17 protein-coding genes and 1 pseudogene are annotated in these 17,907 nt (G+C 68.0%); 15 read left to right on the top strand and 3 right to left on the bottom strand.

Annotated features, from left to right (window positions below; all coding sequences use genetic code 11):
* Positions 1-36: 36 nt before the first annotated feature.
* The 4 genes and pseudogenes from QME70_09980 to QME70_09965 all read left to right on the top strand — a co-directional run bounded on the left by QME70_09980 (position 37) and on the right by QME70_09965 (position 4,563).
* On the top strand, positions 37-705 hold the full coding sequence (locus QME70_09980; GenBank protein MDI6894915.1) for an HD domain-containing protein: 669 nt from the start codon (positions 37-39) through the stop codon (positions 703-705).
* A 120-nt stretch (positions 706-825) separates the two neighbouring features.
* A complete protein-coding gene (gene secD / locus QME70_09975) occupies positions 826-2,157 on the top strand; it encodes a protein translocase subunit SecD (protein ID MDI6894914.1) in 1,332 nt (443 codons plus the stop codon).
* 5 nt (positions 2,158-2,162) lie between these two features.
* Positions 2,163-3,044, top strand: a pseudogene (secF, locus tag QME70_09970) (protein translocase subunit SecF).
* Positions 3,045-3,384: 340 nt separating this feature from the next.
* Positions 3,385-4,563 (top strand): alanine--glyoxylate aminotransferase family protein, encoded by a 1,179-nt coding sequence (locus QME70_09965; protein MDI6894913.1) that lies wholly within the window; start codon positions 3,385-3,387, stop codon positions 4,561-4,563.
* On the opposite strand, the gene QME70_09960 is transcribed toward QME70_09965, so the two are convergent.
* The 3 genes from QME70_09960 to QME70_09950 all read right to left on the bottom strand — a co-directional run bounded on the left by QME70_09960 (position 4,560) and on the right by QME70_09950 (position 6,385).
* Positions 4,560-4,940 (bottom strand): DUF1634 domain-containing protein, encoded by a 381-nt coding sequence (locus QME70_09960; GenBank protein MDI6894912.1) that lies wholly within the window; start codon positions 4,938-4,940, stop codon positions 4,560-4,562. The two genes, QME70_09965 and QME70_09960, sit on opposite strands and share 4 nt — an antisense overlap.
* A gap of 32 nt (positions 4,941-4,972) precedes the next feature.
* A complete protein-coding gene (locus QME70_09955; protein MDI6894911.1) occupies positions 4,973-5,821 on the bottom strand; it encodes a sulfite exporter TauE/SafE family protein in 849 nt (282 codons plus the stop codon).
* A 234-nt stretch (positions 5,822-6,055) separates the two neighbouring features.
* Positions 6,056-6,385 (bottom strand): DUF1540 domain-containing protein, encoded by a 330-nt coding sequence (locus tag QME70_09950; GenBank protein MDI6894910.1) that lies wholly within the window; start codon positions 6,383-6,385, stop codon positions 6,056-6,058.
* A gap of 303 nt (positions 6,386-6,688) precedes the next feature.
* Here QME70_09950 and QME70_09945 point away from each other — a divergent pair, with 303 nt between their 5' ends.
* The 11 genes from QME70_09945 to QME70_09895 all read left to right on the top strand — a co-directional run bounded on the left by QME70_09945 (position 6,689) and on the right by QME70_09895 (position 17,875).
* Entirely contained in the window at positions 6,689-8,257 is a 1,569-nt protein-coding gene (locus QME70_09945) for an amidohydrolase (GenBank protein ID MDI6894909.1), read from the top strand.
* 135 nt (positions 8,258-8,392) lie between these two features.
* Entirely contained in the window at positions 8,393-8,710 is a 318-nt protein-coding gene (locus QME70_09940) for a DUF5665 domain-containing protein (protein MDI6894908.1), read from the top strand.
* Positions 8,711-8,739: 29 nt separating this feature from the next.
* Positions 8,740-9,366, top strand: a complete 627-nt coding sequence (locus QME70_09935; GenBank protein MDI6894907.1) for a TraR/DksA C4-type zinc finger protein — start codon at positions 8,740-8,742, stop codon at positions 9,364-9,366.
* Positions 9,367-9,511: 145 nt separating this feature from the next.
* Positions 9,512-10,012: a signal peptidase II gene (gene lspA, locus QME70_09930; GenBank protein ID MDI6894906.1), complete on the top strand. Its 501-nt coding sequence runs from the start codon at positions 9,512-9,514 to the stop codon at positions 10,010-10,012.
* 1 nt (position 10,013) lies between these two features.
* Positions 10,014-10,952 carry an RluA family pseudouridine synthase gene (locus QME70_09925; GenBank protein MDI6894905.1) on the top strand — a complete coding sequence of 313 codons (939 nt, stop codon included), beginning with the start codon at positions 10,014-10,016 and terminating at the stop codon, positions 10,950-10,952.
* A gap of 111 nt (positions 10,953-11,063) precedes the next feature.
* Positions 11,064-12,767, top strand: coding sequence for a LytS/YhcK type 5TM receptor domain-containing protein (locus QME70_09920; GenBank protein ID MDI6894904.1), 1,704 nt, complete (start codon positions 11,064-11,066; stop codon positions 12,765-12,767).
* Complete coding sequence (locus QME70_09915; protein MDI6894903.1) at positions 12,733-13,458, top strand: LytTR family DNA-binding domain-containing protein; 726 nt, start codon at positions 12,733-12,735, stop codon at positions 13,456-13,458. The genes QME70_09920 and QME70_09915 overlap by 35 nt, the downstream gene beginning before the upstream one ends.
* 178 nt (positions 13,459-13,636) lie before the next feature.
* Entirely contained in the window at positions 13,637-15,343 is a 1,707-nt protein-coding gene (locus QME70_09910) for a carbon starvation CstA family protein (protein MDI6894902.1), read from the top strand.
* Positions 15,344-15,599: 256 nt separating this feature from the next.
* Positions 15,600-15,809, top strand: a complete 210-nt coding sequence (locus tag QME70_09905; GenBank protein MDI6894901.1) for a hypothetical protein — start codon at positions 15,600-15,602, stop codon at positions 15,807-15,809.
* A 60-nt stretch (positions 15,810-15,869) separates the two neighbouring features.
* Positions 15,870-16,862 (top strand): TRC40/GET3/ArsA family transport-energizing ATPase, encoded by a 993-nt coding sequence (locus QME70_09900; GenBank protein MDI6894900.1) that lies wholly within the window; start codon positions 15,870-15,872, stop codon positions 16,860-16,862.
* The gene (locus QME70_09895; GenBank protein ID MDI6894899.1) at positions 16,859-17,875 is read left to right on the top strand and encodes an ArsA family ATPase; all 1,017 of its coding nucleotides are present in this window, start codon (positions 16,859-16,861) and stop codon (positions 17,873-17,875) included. Before QME70_09900 ends, QME70_09895 begins: the two co-directional genes overlap by 4 nt.
* Positions 17,876-17,907: the final 32 nt, after the last annotated feature.

Genomic DNA, 17,907 nt, shown 5'->3' with positions numbered 1-17,907 from the left:
GCGGGTGACAGGCGCCTGCCCGGAGAACAGAAGCGGATGTCGCAGCCGGTCACCCTGGACGCGGTCAGGGCCGACCGCCGGGTGCAGGCATACCTGCGGGCGGTGGATGAGTATCTCGAGGCGGTGGGATACACCGAGCACGGGCTGCGCCATGCCGGTCTGGTGTCCAGCATCGCCCGCAATATCCTGACCCACCTGGGGCATGCCGAGCGACCGGCGGAGCTGGCAGCAATAGCGGGATACCTGCACGACGTGGGGAACCTGGCCGGCCGCCCCCGTCACTGGCAGACGGGGGCCGTGCTTTCCGCTCAGATACTGAGCGACATGGGGATGCCACCGGGGGAGGTGGCGGCCGTCGTGGCCGCCATCGGCAACCATGATGAGCTGGACGGAGAACCCACCAACGCGGTGGGGGCAGCCCTCATTCTGGCCGACAAGTCCGATGTGCATCGCACGCGGGTGCGCAATCGCGACCCGGCCACCTTCGACATCCACGACCGGGTCAACTACGCCGTGACCCGATCCTTCCTGCGCGTGGGCCCGGTGCATCGCTCCCTGCGCCTGGAGCTCACCATCGATACCCAGGTGTGCGGGGTGATGGACTACTTCGAGATATTCCTCGACCGCACGCTCCTCTGCCGGCGGGCGGCTCGCTTCCTGGGTTGCCGCTTCGAGCTGGAGTTCAACGGCATCTCCATCGCCTGATGTGCGCACCCACCCGCCGCGCTCGCCCGCTGCGGTCGCGTGTCCGCTGCGGTCGCGTTGACACCCCGGGGGACAGGCCATATAATCCCCCTGGTGAGACGAAAAGGGGGGTTCCTGTGCGTGTTTTCCTGGATTAAGGCCCTGGCCGCCGAGCCGCTCTACCTGGCGGCTGCGCTGCTGGGGGCGGCCCTGGTGGTGCTGGGGTGGATCCTGGGGTACCGGCGCACGCGGGGGGCGGCCCGGTCCCGCATGGCCCTGATCACTCTGGTCGTCCTGGTGCTCGCGGGCGCTTTTTATTTTACCCGGGTGCAGCCCTTGCTGGGCATGGTGAACCTGGGGCTCGACCTGCAGGGTGGCATCCACGTGGTCATGGAGGGCGTCGACACCCCGGAGCGGCCGGTAACCGAAGACGGCATGCGCAAGGTGGTGGACGTGATCAGCCGCCGGGTCAACGGAATGGGCGTGGTGGAGCCCGTCATCCAGAGGCAGGGGGCGCGGCGGATCATCGTGGAGCTTCCCGGCATCAAAGACCCCGACCAGGCCATCGCCCTCATCGGCCGCACAGCCGTGCTCACGTTCAAGGATCCCGAGGGCAAGACCGTGGTTACCGGTGACGACCTCCTGTCGGCGGATGCCCAGATCGGTCCGGGCGGGGAGTACGTGGTAGCGCTCAAGTTCAAGGGCGACGGTGCCCGGCGGTTCGCCGAGGCCACCACCAAGTACGTGGGGCAGCAGATCTCTATCTATCTCGACGAGGAGCTGGTACAGTCGCCCGTCGTCCAGGAACCCATCCCCACGGGAGAGGCCATCATCAGGGGTTACGAGACGTACGACGAGGCCAAGCGGGTGGCGGCGGTGCTCACCTCCGGCGCGCTGCCCGTGAAGCTCCAGATCGTGGAAAACCGCACCGTGTCCGCCACCCTGGGCTCCGATTCCATCGCCCGCTCGAAGGTGGCGGTGGCCATAGCGATCGGGCTCATCCTCATCTTCCTGATCGCGCACTACCGGGTCCCGGGGCTGGTGGCGGCCTTCGCCCTGGGGATATACGGCCTCCTCTTCATGGGGGCGATGGTCACCCTCAACGCCACCCTGACTCTGCCCGGCATCGCCGGTGTGCTGCTGGGCATGGGGATGGCGGTGGACGCCAACATCATCATCTTCGAACGGGTGCGGGAGGAGCTGCGCACCGGGCGCACGGCCCGGTCCGCCATAGACTCCGGTTTCTCCCACTCTTTGCGCACCATCATTGACTCCAACGCCACCACCATCATCGCCGCCATCGTGCTCTACTACTTCGGGACTGGGCCCATCCGGGGATTCGCGGTTACCCTGCTGATAGGTGTGGTGACCACAATCATCACCGGCGTGTTCATAACCAGGTACCTGCTGCGGCTGGTGATGGATTCCGCCCTGTTCGGCAAGGTCAGGGCCGTGTGGGGCGTCAGGGGGTGAGGGGCTTGTACCACGTCGACTTCATCGGCCGGGCGAAGCTCTGGGTAAGCATCTCCCTCGCCCTCATCGTGATCGGCATCGCCTCCATGGTTATGGGTATGGCCACCGGGCGTGGGGCCCTGAACTTCGGCATCGACTTCACCGGGGGCACCATCCTGGATGTGCGGTTCGACCAGCCCGTCGAGCTGGGCCGGGTGCGGAACGTGGTGTTGGGGCAGGGCCTGGGAGAGGCCATCATCCAGCAGGACCAGGCCGATCCCCGGCTGGTGCTCATCCGCACCCGCTCTTTGAGTGTGGAGGCGCGGAACGCGCTGCTGGGGGCCCTTGAGAAGGAGTTTGGCAAGGCCACCGTCCTGCGCGCCGAGGATGTCCACGGGGTGATCGCCCGCAACCTGATCATGCAGGCGGTGCTGGCGGTGCTCATCGCTCTGGTGGGTATCCTGATCTACCTCGCCTTCCGGTTCGAGTACCGCTTCGGGGTGGCGGCGGTACTGGCCCTGTTCCACGACGCCGTGATCGTGCTGGGAGCCTTTGCCCTCTTCCGGGTGGAGGTGGGGGCCCCCTTTGTGGCGGCCGTGCTCACCATCGTGGGTTATTCCGTCATGGACACGGTGGTGGTGTTCGACCGTATCCGGGAGAACCTGAAGCTGAGGCAGCGCGGACAGAGCTACGCCGAGGTGGCCAACCTGAGCATCAATCAGGTGGTGGGCCGCTCCATCAAGACCTCGCTTACGGTCTTCTTCGCCGTGATGGCGGTGCTGCTGTTTGGCGGCAAGACCACCAGGGATTTCGCCCTGGCCCTGGCCATCGGTGTCATCAGCGGCACCTACTCGTCCATCTTCATCGCCAGTCCTATCTGGGTCTGGTGGCGGGAGTGGGAAGAGCGGTCCCGGCGCCGCGCGGCGGAGGCGACCCGCCTGCGGCCCGGCGAGCGGGACCGCCTGCGTCCGGCTCCGGCCCCCCGCGCCGCCCCCGCCCGGACCCTGTCCCGGCCGGCACCGGCCGAGGGTGCCGCCGGGCCGCGCCAGAGAGGGCGGACCGCCGGAGCGCGCGTTGCAGGGGAAGGGCGCGAGGTGCCGGCCGCGGAGGACGCGCGCGAGGCGGTGATGCCGGAGGACGCGCGCACTGCCCGACCGGGGACTGGGGCGCGCGCCGCGCGTCCGGCGGGCGGCAAGAAGCGGTCGCGCAGAAAAAAGAAGAAGCGCTGATCGGGGGAGGGGTCGTGTGGTGAAAAGCGATACGCTGGTTTTGATCCCCGGACCCACGCCGGTGGTGGACGAGGTCCTGGAGGGCCTGGCCCGGCCGGTACTGGCTCACACCGATCCCCGCTTCGTGGAGGTCTTCCGGTGTGTCATCTCCCGCGTGCGCCAGATCATGGGGGCGCGGGAGGCGTACGTGGTGGCGGGGACGGGTACCCTTTCCATGGAGATGGCCCTGGTGAACACCCTGGCGCCGGGGGAACGGGTGCTGGTGGTTTCCCACGGATACTTCGGGGACCGCTTCGTCCCCCTGGCCCGGGCCTTCGGCATCGAGGTGGACGTTCTCCGGGCCGGGTGGGGCAAGCGGGTGCCGGTGGAGGAGATCGGCGCCCAGCTGGGGCAGCAGTCTTACCGGGCCGTCACCATCACGCATGTGGATACCTCCACCGGGGTGGTGGCGGACATAGCCGCTGTGGGCCCGGTCATCCGGGAGGCCGGCGCACTATTCATCCTGGATGGCGTGTGTGCCACCGGTGGTATCGATGAAGACATGGAGAAGTACGGCATCGACGTGGTGCTCACCGGTTCGCAGAAGGCCCTGGGGGTACCTCCCGGGCTGGCGCTGGTGGGCTTCGGGCCGCGGGCCCTTGAGGCGCGGGCCCGCATGAGCCGCGTTCCCGCCTACTACTCCGACATTGCCAACTGGCGCCCGGTGATGGAGGAGCCCAGCCGCTACTTCGCCACCCCGGCCGTAAACATGGTGTTTGCCATGGACGTGGCCCTGGACATCATTTTCCGGGAGGGTCTCACCCGGCGGTACGGGCGGCACCTGGCCTACGGGCGGGGGATGCGGGCGGCGCTGCGGGCCCTGGGCCTGACGCCCCTGCCGGTGGAGGAAGCAGCCGCGTCCACCACCACCACGGTGGTCTACCCTGAGGGGCTCGACGACGCCACCTTCCGGCGCCTCATGGCCGCCCGGGGCATAACCGTGGCCGGGGCCCTGGGACCCCTGGCCGGGAAGGCTTTCCGGGTGGGGCACATGGGTAACGTAACCGTCGCCGAACTGGAGCGGGCCGTGCAGGCCATGGCCGAGTGCCTGGCCGAGATGGACCGTCCCGCCGACGGGAAAGGCGCCCTCCGGGCCCTGGGGGAGGCGGCGGCGGCGTATGCAGGTTTCAGGCCCAGCACCGAGTTCCGCGGGGGCTAACCGCCCGCCCGGCCCAGGAGGAAGCTGACGATCAGTATCGTCAACACATACAGGGTTATAAACACGTAGAGGGTATCACCCTCGAACAGGAAGGCGACCACCGAGGCAGCCACCCGTATCACGGGCGTGGCGATGAGCACCAGCAGGCCCAGCGCGATGATGGCAAAGGGGCGCAGGGCCAGCACCCCCGTGACCACCTCTGCCATGCCGGTGGGGAAGAGGTGGCGGGATCCCCAATGGGTGAGGGTGGCCGTGTCCAGGGGCCCCGGCGTGTACCCGGTCCGGCCGGTGGCGAACAGCAGGACCAGCCCCACGGCGATGATGCCGGCGCTCAGCAGCACGCCCGTGCGCAGCACCCGGCTGATGAATACCTCCATGTTGACGACCCTCGGGGCACTATGGCCGTCGCTCACGGGATATACACCCCCAGTCCACGCCCCAGCATCTGCAGGGCGGTATAGAGGAGTACGGGAACGAATATGAACCGGAGGGTGCGTGAACGGATGCGCGTCATGACCCTCGCCCCCAGAGTGGCACCGGTCAGCACGCCCAGGGCCACGGGGGCGGCGATGAGAGGGTTGATCTGGCCGCGAGCGAAGTAGACGCCTGCACTGGCGGCGGCGGTTACCCCGATCATGAAGTTGGAAGTGGCGGTGGACACCTTAAGGGGCAGGCGCATGCCCGATTCCATGGCCACCACCTTGAGCACGCCGCCGCCGATGCCCAGCAGCCCCGACACCAGACCGGCAATGAAGCTGATGCCGAATCCGAAAGGGATGGCACCGGCCCGATACTGTATTTGCCGCTCGAGAGCAGCGTCGTAGTACGAGCCCGCGAGACTCAGGCGCCGGGAGAAGCGGTCGGGGGAGGCCGGTTCGGGAATCTCTACCCGCCGGCGCCCCACCATGTTCACTGCTGACCAGCCCAGCATGAGGGCGAACAGCAGGTAGAGGAAGCGGGGCGCCACGATTCCCACCAGGAAGGCGCCCACCAGGGCGCCGCTGGTGGTCGCCACCTCCAGGAACATCCCCACCCGCATGTTGGTAATGCGGTCGCGCACATAGGCCGCTGCCGCCCCGCTGGAGGTGGCGATGACGGAGACGATACTGGCGCCGGTGGCGAACTTGAGGTCTATGCCCAGGAGCAGGGTGAGGGTGGGCACCACGATGATGCCTCCTCCCAGGCCGAGCAGGGAACCCAACAGGCCGGCTGCCACCGAGGCAGCGAAGATGGTCAGGACGAAGGGAAGGGGAGCCAAGGGGCGTCATGCCTCCCTTCCCCGGCCAGGAACCCAAAAAGAGGAGAGGCCGTCAACGTCATTCCCCCAACGCGGTAAGGTTTGGTCCGTCGCCGGACTAACCCGCAATTTATCACACCCGGCCTGCGACGGCAACCCTGACCGTGGGAGACACGCAGCGGCCATTTCCTTCCCGGCCTGCAGCACCATCCGCACGGGCGGGTGGTGCTGCAGGTGCGGTCGAACCGTCCCTGGTCAGCTGTGGGGGCGGAAGGTCCGGCAGCAGGTATGCTCGGACTTGCGGGCTGTGGGCCTTCCCGCCGGTTCCACGCCCCGGGCTGCCCCGCCTATGTCCAGATCACCCATCTCGTAGGCGCCCTCGCGCTCCACTGCTCCCCGCCGGTATACACCTACCTCACCGATCTCCATGCCGGCTGCCCGGGCGCCGGCACCGCGGCCGGCTCCTGCCTCGCCGCCGAGGCCGGTGTGGTTGATGTCCACCTCGATCTTGGGGGCATCGCAGTGGTTGGGAGCTGTCCAGAACTGGCAGCTATCCACCGTGCACCTCACTCCGGAAAGGGCCAATTGCCTCACCTCCCGCCCTTATTTTTCCGGCCCGGCCTCCCTTTCATGTATCAACCTGGCTGTCCCTTCCGCCCGTCTGCCGCAATGCCACCGCAGGGCGAGACCGCGCCGGGCGGGTGCCGTCCGTACGGGCCGGGACTCCGGACGGTAGGAAAAGGGACACCGGGGACAGAAGTCCCAGGGTCGGAGGGGGGAGTGAGAGTGCAGGCGGATCTCGTGCTTTTGGGAGGCCGGGTCAGCACTTTCGACCCGACCCGGCCGGCTTGCTCAGCGGTTGCCTGCAGGGAGGGGCGCATCTTGGCCGTGGGGTCCGACCGCGAGGTGGCCGCGCTGGCGGGATCGCGGTCGCGGGTGTTAGACCTGGCGGGCAGCAGGGTGACCCCCGGGTTCGTCGACAGTCACATGCATCTTTCCTGGCTGGGTCTGGGCCTGGGGTACATAGATCTGGTGGGAGCTCGCTCGGTGGATGTCCTGAAGGATCTGGTCCGGTCCCGGGCCGCCCGCCAGCAGGCGGGGACGTGGGTGCTGGGACGAGGCTGGGACCAGGAGCTGCTGGGCGTATTGCCGTCCCGCCATCACCTGGATGCGGCGGCTCCGGAGCATCCGGTGCTCCTGACCAGGGTGTGCGGGCACGTGGCGGTGGCCAGCAGCAGGGCCCTGCAGGCCGCGGGGGTTTCCCGGGAGACGCCCGACCCGGCGGGGGGGGTCATAGACCGCGACGACGGGGGCGAGCCCACCGGGGTGCTGCGGGAAGACGCCGTGGACCTGGTGCGTGCGCGGGTTCCTGCCCCCGGGGTGGAGGAGCTGGCCCAGGCTCTGCTGGCCGGTGCCCGCCATGCCGTGGCCACGGGGATAACCTCGGTCCATTCCAACGATGGCGACTTCGGCCACGGGCTTGATTTCGTCCCGGCTGCATACCGGCGGGCTTTCGAGCTGGGGATGCGGCTGCGGGTGTGGTGGGATTTCCCGGCCGATCTGCTGGGCCAGGTGCGCGAGCGGGGGTGGAAGTCCGGGCAGGGCGACGAGTGGTTCCGGGTGGGCGCGGCCAAGTTCTTCGCCGACGGTTCCCTGGGAGGGGGAACGGCCGCCCTTTCCGAGCCGTATGCGGACAACCCCCGCTCCCGGGGCATCCTCACCGTAGATCCGGCCGATCTGGCGCGCGCCGTTGCCCAGGCGAGGGATGGCGCTATCCAGGTGGCCATTCACGCCATCGGCGACCGGGCCATCGAGGTGGCTCTGGACGCCCTCGAGGGGACCGGTCACCGCCAGGCCCATGGCGGTCACGGCCGTGATGGGATGGGCCAACATGATGCCGGGATGGGCCCGCGCAGGGCCGGTGCCGGTGCCTCGGCCCGCCCGCGGCTGGTGCACTGTCAGGTCATGCGTGCGGACCTGTTCCCGCGCATGAAGGCCTGCGGGGCGGTGGCGGACCTGCAGCCCCGCTTCGTCTCCAGCGACCAGCGCTTCGCCGGAAAGCGCCTGGGGCCGGCCAGGGCACCCCTGTCCTATGCCTGGCGTTCTTTCCTGGATCACGGCATCCCGGCGGCGTTCGGCAGCGACTGTCCGGTGGAGCCCATCGCGCCCATGCTCGGCGTGTACGCGGCGGTCACCCGGTGCGACACCGAGGGCGAGCCGCCCGGAGGCTGGTACCCGGTGCAGAGGCTGACGGTGGAGGAGGCCATCCGGGGATTCACGGTGGGGGCGGCCTGGGCCGTGGGCGAAGAGGGCGAGAAGGGGACGATCGCTCCCGGGAAGCTCGCTGACCTGGTAGTGTGGGACGCCGATCCCTTCACCATCGATCCCATGGAGCTCAAGGACGTGCGGCCCCTCCTGGTGGTCGTCGGCGGGGAGGTAGCATGCGAACGACAGTAACCGCTGCACTGGCACCGCCAGCGGCACTGACCGGCGCCCCGGCACCGCGAACGGCGGGAAACGGTCGCCCGATTGCCCTGCGCCGTCTGGTAGGCTCCCCGGAGACAGGGAGACAATAGGGAGGGCGGTGAAAGGATGCCCGGCGGAGGTGGCGGCCCCGATCGGTCGGACCTGGCGGCCCTCGAGCACCGCCTGCGAGAGTTGCTGCTGGCCCTCCAGAAGGCCCGCCTGGCCGAGTACCTGGAGCTCCTGCAGCGTCCGGGCCGGCTGGTTTACCTGAACCTGCTGGCGGGCCTGGCGCGGGGGTTCGGGATGGCCATCGGGTTCACCATCCTGGGGGCGGTGGTGATCTGGTTCCTGCGCTCCAGCTTCCTGGTGAACATGCCCGTGATCGGGTCCTGGATAGCCCAGCTGGTGCGCATCGTGGAGATGGAGTTGCGGGCACCCCACTGACCCTGTTTCCCTGCCCGGAGGTGAATCTCATGTCTCCCCTCAATGATCGGGACCTGGACCGATTCCGCGCCCGCCTGGACGAGGAGCGGAAGCGTGCCCGGGAAGGCCTTAACAACCTGCACCAGGGCCTGCGGGACCCCCTGGGCGCGTCCATCGGTGAGATGGCCGTCTACGACAACCACCCGGCCGACGTGGCTTCGGAGACCTTCGAACGGGAGAAGGACCTGGGCCTGACCGACAATGCCCGTTTCCTGCTGCACGAGATCGAAGAGGCTCAGCGCCGCATGGAGGTGGGCACCTACGGCGAATGTGCCGGGTGCGGCCGGGATATCTCCCGGGAAAGGCTGGAGGCCGTCCCCTGGGCCACCCTGTGCGTAGAATGCCAGCGGGATCAGGAGGAAAGGGGGCGTGCGGCCCGCGAGTTCCGCCAGCATCCCGGGCGGCCGCCCGAGGAGGAAGTGATATCGGCTCACTACGGGCACCTGCGCGGGCTCCGGCGCCAGGGGTCCATGTACGACGCCGAGGATGCGTGGGAGGACGTGGCCCAGTACGGGACTTCCCAGGGGCCGCAGGATGACCCCAGCATGGCGGATTACGACGCCACCCGCCGGCGCGCTCCGGGCCGGCCCCGCTACCGGGGCCAGCGTCCCCGCTGAGCCCTGCCGACGCAACGCTTCCGCGGCTACCACACGCGGCCGGGAGTGCGGCGCTGGCATGGCGGCTGCTGTCCACGTCGGGGCCGTTGTGCTATGCTTTGGCCTGATGAGGACTTCCGGTCGCGGACGGGGGGAGAGACAGGGGGTGCGGAGGAGAGCCCTGGCCGGCATGGCCGTCTGGGGGGCAGTGGCGCTCACGCTCGACCGGGTGAGCAAGCTGGTGGTGGCCCGCGCCATGGCGCCGGGGGAGTCGCTGCCGGTGTGGCCGGGCGTGTTCCACCTCACTTACGTGCGCAACCCGGGAGCAGCCTTCGGGCTGCTTCCCGGATGGGACGGGTTGCTGGTGGTGTTGCCGGCGGTCGTCACCCTGGTGGCCCTTTGGGCGGTGCCGGCCCTGGCCGGGCAGCACCGGCTGGCGCCGGTGGCAGGCGGGCTGGTGGTGGGAGGGGCGCTGGGGAATCTCCTTGACCGGATGAGCACCGGGCTGGTGACCGATTTCCTGGACTTTCGCGTGTGGCCCGTGTTCAACCTGGCCGACACCTTCATTGTAGCCGGGGCGGGCCTCCTCATCCTGTCTCTGGTGCGGGGCGCGCAGGCCGAGGCACGGGACCGGGGGCAGTTTGAGTGGCGCAGCAGGGGGCGTTGAGTTGCGCAGGTTCGCCATCGTGGTGCCGGCGGACGCCAGGGGGAGGCTGGACCGCTTCCTGGCCGGGTTGGATGAACTGGGCCTCAGCCGATCCCGCCTGCACCGCCTGATTGCCGAAGGACTGGTCACTGTGGACGGCACCCCCTGCAAGCCTGCCTTCGGGGTGGAGCCGGGTCAGATGGTGGAGGTGGTGGTGCCCGACCCCGAGCCTTCGCGCCTGGAGCCGGAGGAGATCCCCCTGGACATCGTGTATGAGGACACCGACCTGCTCGTGGTGAACAAGCCTCGGGGACTGGTGGTGCACCCGGGAGCGGGAAACCCCCGGGGCACGCTGGTAAACGCGGTGTTGAAACGCTGCCCCGATCTGGGAGCGGTGGGGGACGTCATTCGGCCCGGCATCGTGCACCGCCTCGACAAGGATACCACCGGTCTGCTGGTGGTGGCCAAAAACCAGGAGACGCTCACTGCCCTCCAGGCCCAACTCAAGGACCGGCGGCTGGCCCGCCGCTACCTGGCGGTGGTCGCGGGAGACATCCCCGGCGACGAGGGGGAAGTCGACGCGCCGGTGGGCCGCCATCCCGTGCACCGCCAGCGCATGGCGGTGGTGAGGACGGGACGTCCCGCCCTCACCAGGTGGCGCGTGCAAGAGCGTTTCGGCGGGGCCACCATGCTGGAGGCCCTTCTGGTGACCGGGCGGACCCATCAGGTGCGCGTGCACATGGCCCACCTCGGTCATCCCGTGCTGGGGGACCGCCTGTACGGGGGTCAGCGGGCCTGCCCGGCCCACCTTCCCCTCCCCGCCGGTCAGGCCCTGCACGCCTGGCGCCTCCAGTTCCGCCACCCCAGGACGGGCGACCCCGTCGACCTCACCGCCGATCCCCCCGCGGACTTTCGGCGCCTGCTGGAAGCCCTGCGCGAGAGAGGCAGCTGCCCCTCGTAAAGGCTGCGGGAAGACCGCCCCGCAAGAGTATGGCGGGAAGTGGGTGCGTAGTCCGGGGCCGGGTGGCAGGAGACCGGGCGGTGCCTGCCGTAATGTTGCAGGGGTGGGCGCTTGCCGGTTTCCGGGTTGATGGGGCAGATGGCGATCCGCATGTGCGTGATCGCCACGGTGGCGTTTGTTTTTAGCAGGTGGCGGCCCTTCCGGCGGCTGGTGGTGTCGTGCGCCGACCGGCGGGAGAAGGTGGCCCTCGCCTTCATTTTCGGCATGTTGGGGATCATGGGCACTTACTCGGGAGTCCCGGTGCTGGGTGCCATTGCCAACCACCGGGTGGTGGCGGCCGCGGTGGCCGGACTCCTGGGCGGGCCCTGGGTGGGGCTGGGGGCGGGCGCCATCGCCGGGCTGCACCGGTATGCCCTGGGGGGTTTCACCTGCCTGGCCTGCGGAGGCGCCACCACCGTGGAAGGTCTCCTGGCCGGGCTGGTGAGGGCGGCCATCGACCGCCGCCGGGATTCCTGGCGACTGCGGCCCTGGATGGGCTGGCTGGTCGGCCTGGCGGGCGAGAGCCTGCATATGGGTATGGTGGTGCTGTTCTCCCGCCCCCTGCCCGAAGCCGTGGCGCTGGTGCGGGTGATCGCCGCTCCCATGATCCTGGTGAACTCCCTGGGAGTGGCCATTTTCCTGGCCATGCTGGAGGGAGTGCGGGCAGAAGAGGAGAAGGCCCAGGCCAGCCAGACCCATCGGGTGCTTGAGGTCGCCGGCCTCACTCTGCCTTACTTGAGGAGAGGATTGGACCAGAGCAGTGCCGGGGCGGTGGCGGCCCTCATCGTCGCGCACACCGGCGCGAGCGCTGTGGAGATCGGTCGCGACGGCGTCGCCCTGGGGAGCGCGGGCGAGGTCAGGCCGGGGGTGCGACGGGTCGACGCCGATCTCCACTGCGGCCGGGAGCCAGCGGGGTGGATACGCCTGTACGGATCTTCCCCCGGGGAGCCCGCTCGGACGGAAGTGGCCCTGGCCCGCGGGCTGGCGGCCCTGTTTTCCGTCCAGCTCGAACTGGGATACATGGAGCGACGGGCGGCCCTGGCCACCCGGGACTGCCTGCGAGCCCTGCGCGCTCAGGTCAACCCCCACTTTCTTTTCAACGCCCTCAACACGGTGGTGCATTACTGCCGGTCCGAACCCGAGGCCGCCCGGCGGTTGTTGCTCGACATAGCGGCATTCTTGCGCCGCACCCTGAGCGAGGAAGCCGACCTGGTACCCCTGGCCCGGGAGTTGGAATACCTGGACGCTTTCCTGGCTATAGAGAGGGCGCGCTTCGGGAACAACCTGCGGGTGGTGAAGCAGGTGTCGCCGGAGGTGCTGGGCGTGCCCGTCCCTTCCTTCAGCCTGCAGCCCCTGGTGGACAACGCCTTGCAGCATGGTCTCTGGCCCCGGGGCGGGCGGGGTACCGTCTGGATCAAGGGTGAGCGGGCCGGTGGCCGGCTGCGCCTCAGCGTGCGGGACGACGGGGTCGGCTTCCTGGCGGCGTCACCGGTGGCTCCCCGCAGGGGGGGACCGGATGCCGGGGCGGCAGCGGATGCCGGGGTGGCACCGGATGGTGCGGGCGACCGGGGGCCAGGAGAGCACTGCGGCGTCGGGCTCAGGAACCTGCGGGAGCGGCTGGCTGCGTGCTACGGTTCGGAGTTCGGGTTTGAGGTGAAGAGTCGGCCGGGGAAGGGTACGGCGGTAACGCTGGTCATCCCCCTTTCGTCCGTAGACGCCCGTGGGGCGGGGAAGTGGGAGGATGGCTCACTCCAGGCTGCGGGTGGTGGTAGCTGACGACGAGCCCCCGGCCCGGGGGGAGTTGCGCCACCTGCTGGAGGAGACGGGGCTGGCGGAAGTGGTGGCGGAGGCGGCCTCCGCTCAGGAGGCCCTGGCCGCCATCGTGCGCTGCCGTCCCGACGTGGTGTACCTGGATGTGCGCATGCCCGGTCTGAGCGGCATGGACCTGGCCAGCACCCTGGGGCAGCTGGGCCGGCCTCCGGCGGTGGTGTTCGCCACCGCCTACGAGAGCTACGCCGTGCAGGCCTTCGGGGTGGGTGCCGCGGACTACATATTGAAGCCCTTTGAGCCCCAACAGGTGCTGCGCTCCCTGCTGCGCACGCGGGAACGGTTGCTGATACGCCTCCGGGCGCGTAACCCCGTTCCCATCCCCGTCCTCGGAGATGGGTGCATTCGCTTCCTGCGTCCCGAGTCCCTCGTGTACGTGCGCGCCCGGGGCAAGCACTGCCTGGTCCGCGCCTGTGGCCAGGAATACGTGTCCCGCCTCAGCCTGCAGGAGCTGGAGGGACGGCTGCCTCCCCAGTTCATGCGGGTGCACCGGAGTTACATTGTGAACCTTCACCGGGTGGTAGAAGTGTCTCCCTGGGTCAGCGGGTCGGTCATACTCACCCTCGAGGACGGCGCCAGGGTCCGGGTGCCGGTGGGACGGACGTACATCGTTCCCGTCCGCACCGCCCTGGGGATCTGAGCAGGCAGCGTTCAGGTTCGTTCCCGTGTCATTCGTGCCCGCCCTGTGTTGCTCATTCCCTTGCCCTTGAGAGGAGTATGACTGTACTGTAAACTCTGGACGGGGGGTGGTAATGAACAGCAGGAGTGAAGAAAGCAGGTTGGGCAGCCGGAAATCAGTAGAAAGGAGCGGGTAAACGGTGAACAGTGCGCTTGCGCTCATTCTGTCCCTGGCGGCAGGTCTGTTCACGTACTACGTCTACGCTCGCTACGTCGACCAGCGCATCATCCAGGCTGACCCCCGCAAGGCTACCCCGGCCCGGCTTTACATGGACGGGGTCGACTTCATGCCCACCAGCAGGCACGTCCTCTTCGGTTACCAGTTCAAATCCATCGCCGCCCTGGGCCCGGTCACCGGTCCCATCATAGCCATGCAATGGGGATGGTTACCTGCCTTCCTCTGGGTGATCTTCGGGACCATGCTCATCGGTTGGGTCCAGGACTACACCAGCGTCATGATCGGGGTGCGCAACGAGGGGCAGACTTTCGGCGCCCTGAGCTACCGCCTCATTTCTCCCCGGGGCCGCATCACCCTCCTGGCCTTCATTTTCTTCTACCTGATCCTCATCGTGGCAGCCTTCGGGAAGATCGTGGGCGACATGATGGCGGCCGTGCCCTCCGTGCCGGTGGCCATCGTGGCCCTGGTGATCGTCGGGTTGGGGGCCGGCTACCTGATCTACCGCAAGCATGCCGACATCCTGTACACCACGCTGGGCATGGTGGTGCTGGCCCTGCTGGCCATCTGGCTGGGCACCAGCCTTCCCGTCAAGGCATCGCCCGTGGCCTGGGTTCTGTTCGCGCTGGCATTCTCGTACGCCGGTGCGGTGCTGCCCATCTGGCTGTATGGCCAGCCCATCAACTACATCTCGTTCTACCTGGTGTTCCTGGGGATGATCGGGGCCGGCATCGGCGTCCTGGTGGGGCATCCCAGCTTCACGATCCCGGCGTTCACCCAGTGGACCATCCCTCTGGGGTCCATCTGGCCGCTTCTGTTCGTCACCGTGGCCTGTGGTGCCATCTCGGGATGGCACAGCCTGGTGTCCAGCTCGGGCAGCGCCCGCCAGCTGGAGAAGGAAATCGATGCCCGCTACGTGGGGGCCGGGTCCATGATCTCGGAGATGGTGCTGGCCGTCCTGTCCATCATTATCGCCGCCGCCACCTTCGCCAGCTTCGCCGGCTACAAGGAGGCCCTGGGCAAGGGTCCCGCCTTCATCTTCGCCACCGGCATGTCGGGCCTGCTCAGCTTCCTGGGCATCTCCCCGGAGTTCGGCAAGGCATTTGCCGGCGCCATGTACGTGATCCTGGCCATCACCGTCATGCAGCTGGTCCTGCGGGTGGCGCGCCTCTCCACCACGGAGCTGCTGGGCGACTATGTCCCCGTGATGCGCAACATGTACGTGACCGCGGCCCTGGTTGCCATCATCTGCTGGGCCCTGATCGCCACCGGGACGTGGCAGTATATCTGGACCCTGTTCGGCGGCTCCAACCAGCTCATGGCCGCCCTGGCCCTCATGCTGGTCTCCATCTGGCTGAAGCAGTCGGGGCGCAACTGGCACTTCACTTTCTGGCCTATGCTCTTCATGTTCATAACCACGGTCGTCGCCCTGCTCATGACGGGGATCAAGCTGTTCAAGGCCCCGGCTTTGCTCCTGGCGGGGAAGATCAAGCCTCCGGCGGGGCAGACCGTGGCTGTGGCGGTGGGCGGTAACTACATCTCGGGCGTGATCGCCTTCCTGCTGGTGCTGGCGGCCCTGGTGCTGGTGGTGGATGGCCTGCGCGTGTTCTTCACCAGCCGTCCTGCCGCAGCCGGGGCGCAGGCGGGGCAGACCGCCAGCACCGCCGACTAGTCTTCGTGGGCGGGAGCCGGGGGTGCCCCCGCGGTCGATCGGTGTGGGGCCGCCGGAGGGCAACCCCCGGTCCCGCCTCCGGGAAAGGGGATAATCCATGCGCTTCTGGAAACGAGGTGCGGGCCCGGGGGCGGCCGGCCCGGGCCAGGCTGGATCGGAGGGGAGCCAACCTGATGCTGCGGCCGGGAAGGCCGGCGGCGGGGAGCAGGCCCCCCGCGAGACGGTGGGGTCCGCGGTCAAGGAGTTCATCTACGGCATGGCCGCCCACGACATGGCCCGCTTCGCCCTCAAGACGCGCTCCAGCATGGAGCACCTTTTCATCCTCATCACCATGGGGGATCTCCTGGGGGTTCCCATCCTGCCCCCCTATTACTCCCTCCGCCTGCTGCCCTACGTGGTGCCCCAGGTTGCCACCTGGAAGCGGCGCATGTTGAGGGAGAAGGACCTCACCGACGCCATCTACTGATGCGGCCGGGACGGGATCCCACCGCTGCTGAATCGGGATCGAAAGGGAGGTTGCTAGGCGTTGTCGCTGGCCCAGTTTTTCCGGGACAACCCCGACATCCGCTACATCATGTTCGGGGGCAAGGGCGGCCTGGGCAAGACCACCTTTTCGGCTGCCGCCGCTCACTGGCTGGCGGAGCGCGGCTATCGGGTGCTGGTGTTCTCGGTGGACCCCCAGGCTTCCCTCTCGGACATTTTCGAACGGGACATCTTCGGCAGGGGCGAGGTGGAGATCGGACCCAACCTCTACGCCTGCGAGATCGACGCCGACCGGCGCATCGCCGAGTACCAGGAAGAGGTGCGCCAGAAGATCCGGGATATGTATGGCATGGACCAGATCCCGGACGAGATCGAAAACTACATCCGGGCCGCGTCGGCAGAGCCGGCCATGGAGGAGAGCGCCATCTTCGACCAGGTGGTGGACATCGTGGTCAAGGGGGGCTACGACTACTACATCTACGACCTGGTGCCCCTGGGCCACGCCCTCTACTACCTGAGCATGGCTTCGGTGTATGACGCCTGGATCACCAGGATCACCGGGCTGCGGGAGGAGATGCGCAAGTACGATGCCGTGGTGGCCACCATCCGCCGGGAGAAGGAGACCGAAGAGGACCGCATCCTGAACGAGCTCATCTACATCCGCGACCGCATCAACAAGTCGTCCTCCATCCTGACCGATCCCCAGCGTACGGCGTTTTTCTTCGTAGTGACGCCGGAGGAGATGGTCATCGAGGACACCATCAAGGCGGCCGGACTGTTCAGCAAGTATGAGGTGCCCATCCGAGGTTATGTGGTCAACCGGGTGGTGCCGCCCGCCCTGCTGGAGCAGGACATCCCCGAGTACCTGCGCAACCGCATCCTGATGCAGAGGGGCAACATGGATCGCATCCACCGGGAGTTCGCCGGGCGCATCCTGGCCCAGGTGCCGGAGATGGAGAGGGACATCCGGGGCATGATCATGATCGACAAGATGGCCGGCGTCCTGTTCGGCAACTCGGGGGGGTGTCTGGAGTGAACACAGCAGCAGCACAGGTTTCGTTCATTCCAGCAGAGGAACTCGTCAGGGAGAGCCTGGTGGCATTTACCCGGGGGCACCCCGACCTGAAGTATGTGTTCTTCGGTGGTAAGGGTGGGGTGGGCAAGACGGTCATGGCGGGAGCTGCCGCCCTCTGGTATGCCCGCCAGGGCCGTAAGACCCTGCTCGCCTCCACCAACCCCGTGCACAGCCTTTCCGCCCTGCTGGGCCAGAACGTGTTCGGGGCCGAGCGCCAGGTGGCGGGGGTGCCGGGGTTTTACGCGTACGAGATCGATACCGCCGACACCATCAAGCGTTCCAAGGACGAGATCCGGGAGAAGATCCGCTGGTTCCTCAAGTACGCGGACATTCCCACCGAGTCGGATGCCTTCGTGGAGACCGCCACCATGAACCCCTCCTTCGAGGAGTCGGCCATGTTCGAGAACATGATCAACATCATGTTCGAGGACAAGTACGAGGTCTACGTCTTCGACACCGCCCCCACCGCCAACGCCCGCCGGTTGCTGGGCATGTCCAAAGTTTACTCCCTCTGGGTGGAGAAGATGATGGAGAGCCGCAAGGAGGCCCAGGCCATGCGGCTGGCCCTCTCCTTCCGCAAGCGGCAGGAAAAGGACCCCCTCATGGACTACCTGGTCTCCTTCCGGGGTCGCATCGGCCAGGCCAACCGCCTGCTCACCGACGCTTCCCGTACGGCCTTCTACTTCGTCACCCTGCCGGAGGCCCTGCCCATCGCGGTGATCAGGCGCTTCATCGGCTGGTTCCACGACTTCGGCATCCCGGTGGGGGGCGTGGTGGTCAACGGCGTCATCGATCCCGGAGTCCTCTCCGCCAGCACGTCGGAGTTCGTGCTCAACCGGGTGATGATGCAGCAGGAGTACCTGGGGCAGATCAGGGAGCTGTTCCCCGACGTGCGGGCCGTCATACCTCTCTTCGAAACCGAAGTGCAGGGCCTCGGGATGCTGGAGCGGGTGGCCGAAGTCCTCTTCCGCTGACCGGGGAGCGGTGGCGTTGGTGCCCTCGCCCT

This window comes from Bacillota bacterium, from assembly GCA_030019365.1.
In the GTDB taxonomy this organism is placed as follows: Bacteria; Bacillota; Sulfobacillia; order JACIYH01; family JACIYH01; genus JACIYH01.
Note: the sequence above shows the minus strand (reverse complement) of the source record. Positions and strands in the feature narration are given on the sequence as shown.

Excerpts from the sequence above, each read along its gene's own strand:
- QME70_09980 (MDI6894915.1), top strand. The coding sequence starts at position 37 with ATGTCGCAGCCGGTCACCCTGGACGCGGTCAGGGCCGACCGCCGGGTG.
- QME70_09960 (MDI6894912.1), bottom strand. The coding sequence starts at position 4,940 with ATGGAGGTATTCATCAGCCGGGTGCTGCGCACGGGCGTGCTGCTGAGC.
- QME70_09940 (MDI6894908.1), top strand. The coding sequence starts at position 8,393 with ATGCCCGGCGGAGGTGGCGGCCCCGATCGGTCGGACCTGGCGGCCCTC.
- QME70_09935 (MDI6894907.1), top strand. The coding sequence starts at position 8,740 with ATGTCTCCCCTCAATGATCGGGACCTGGACCGATTCCGCGCCCGCCTG.
- QME70_09915 (MDI6894903.1), top strand. The coding sequence starts at position 12,733 with ATGGCTCACTCCAGGCTGCGGGTGGTGGTAGCTGACGACGAGCCCCCG.
- QME70_09905 (MDI6894901.1), top strand. The coding sequence starts at position 15,600 with ATGGCCGCCCACGACATGGCCCGCTTCGCCCTCAAGACGCGCTCCAGC.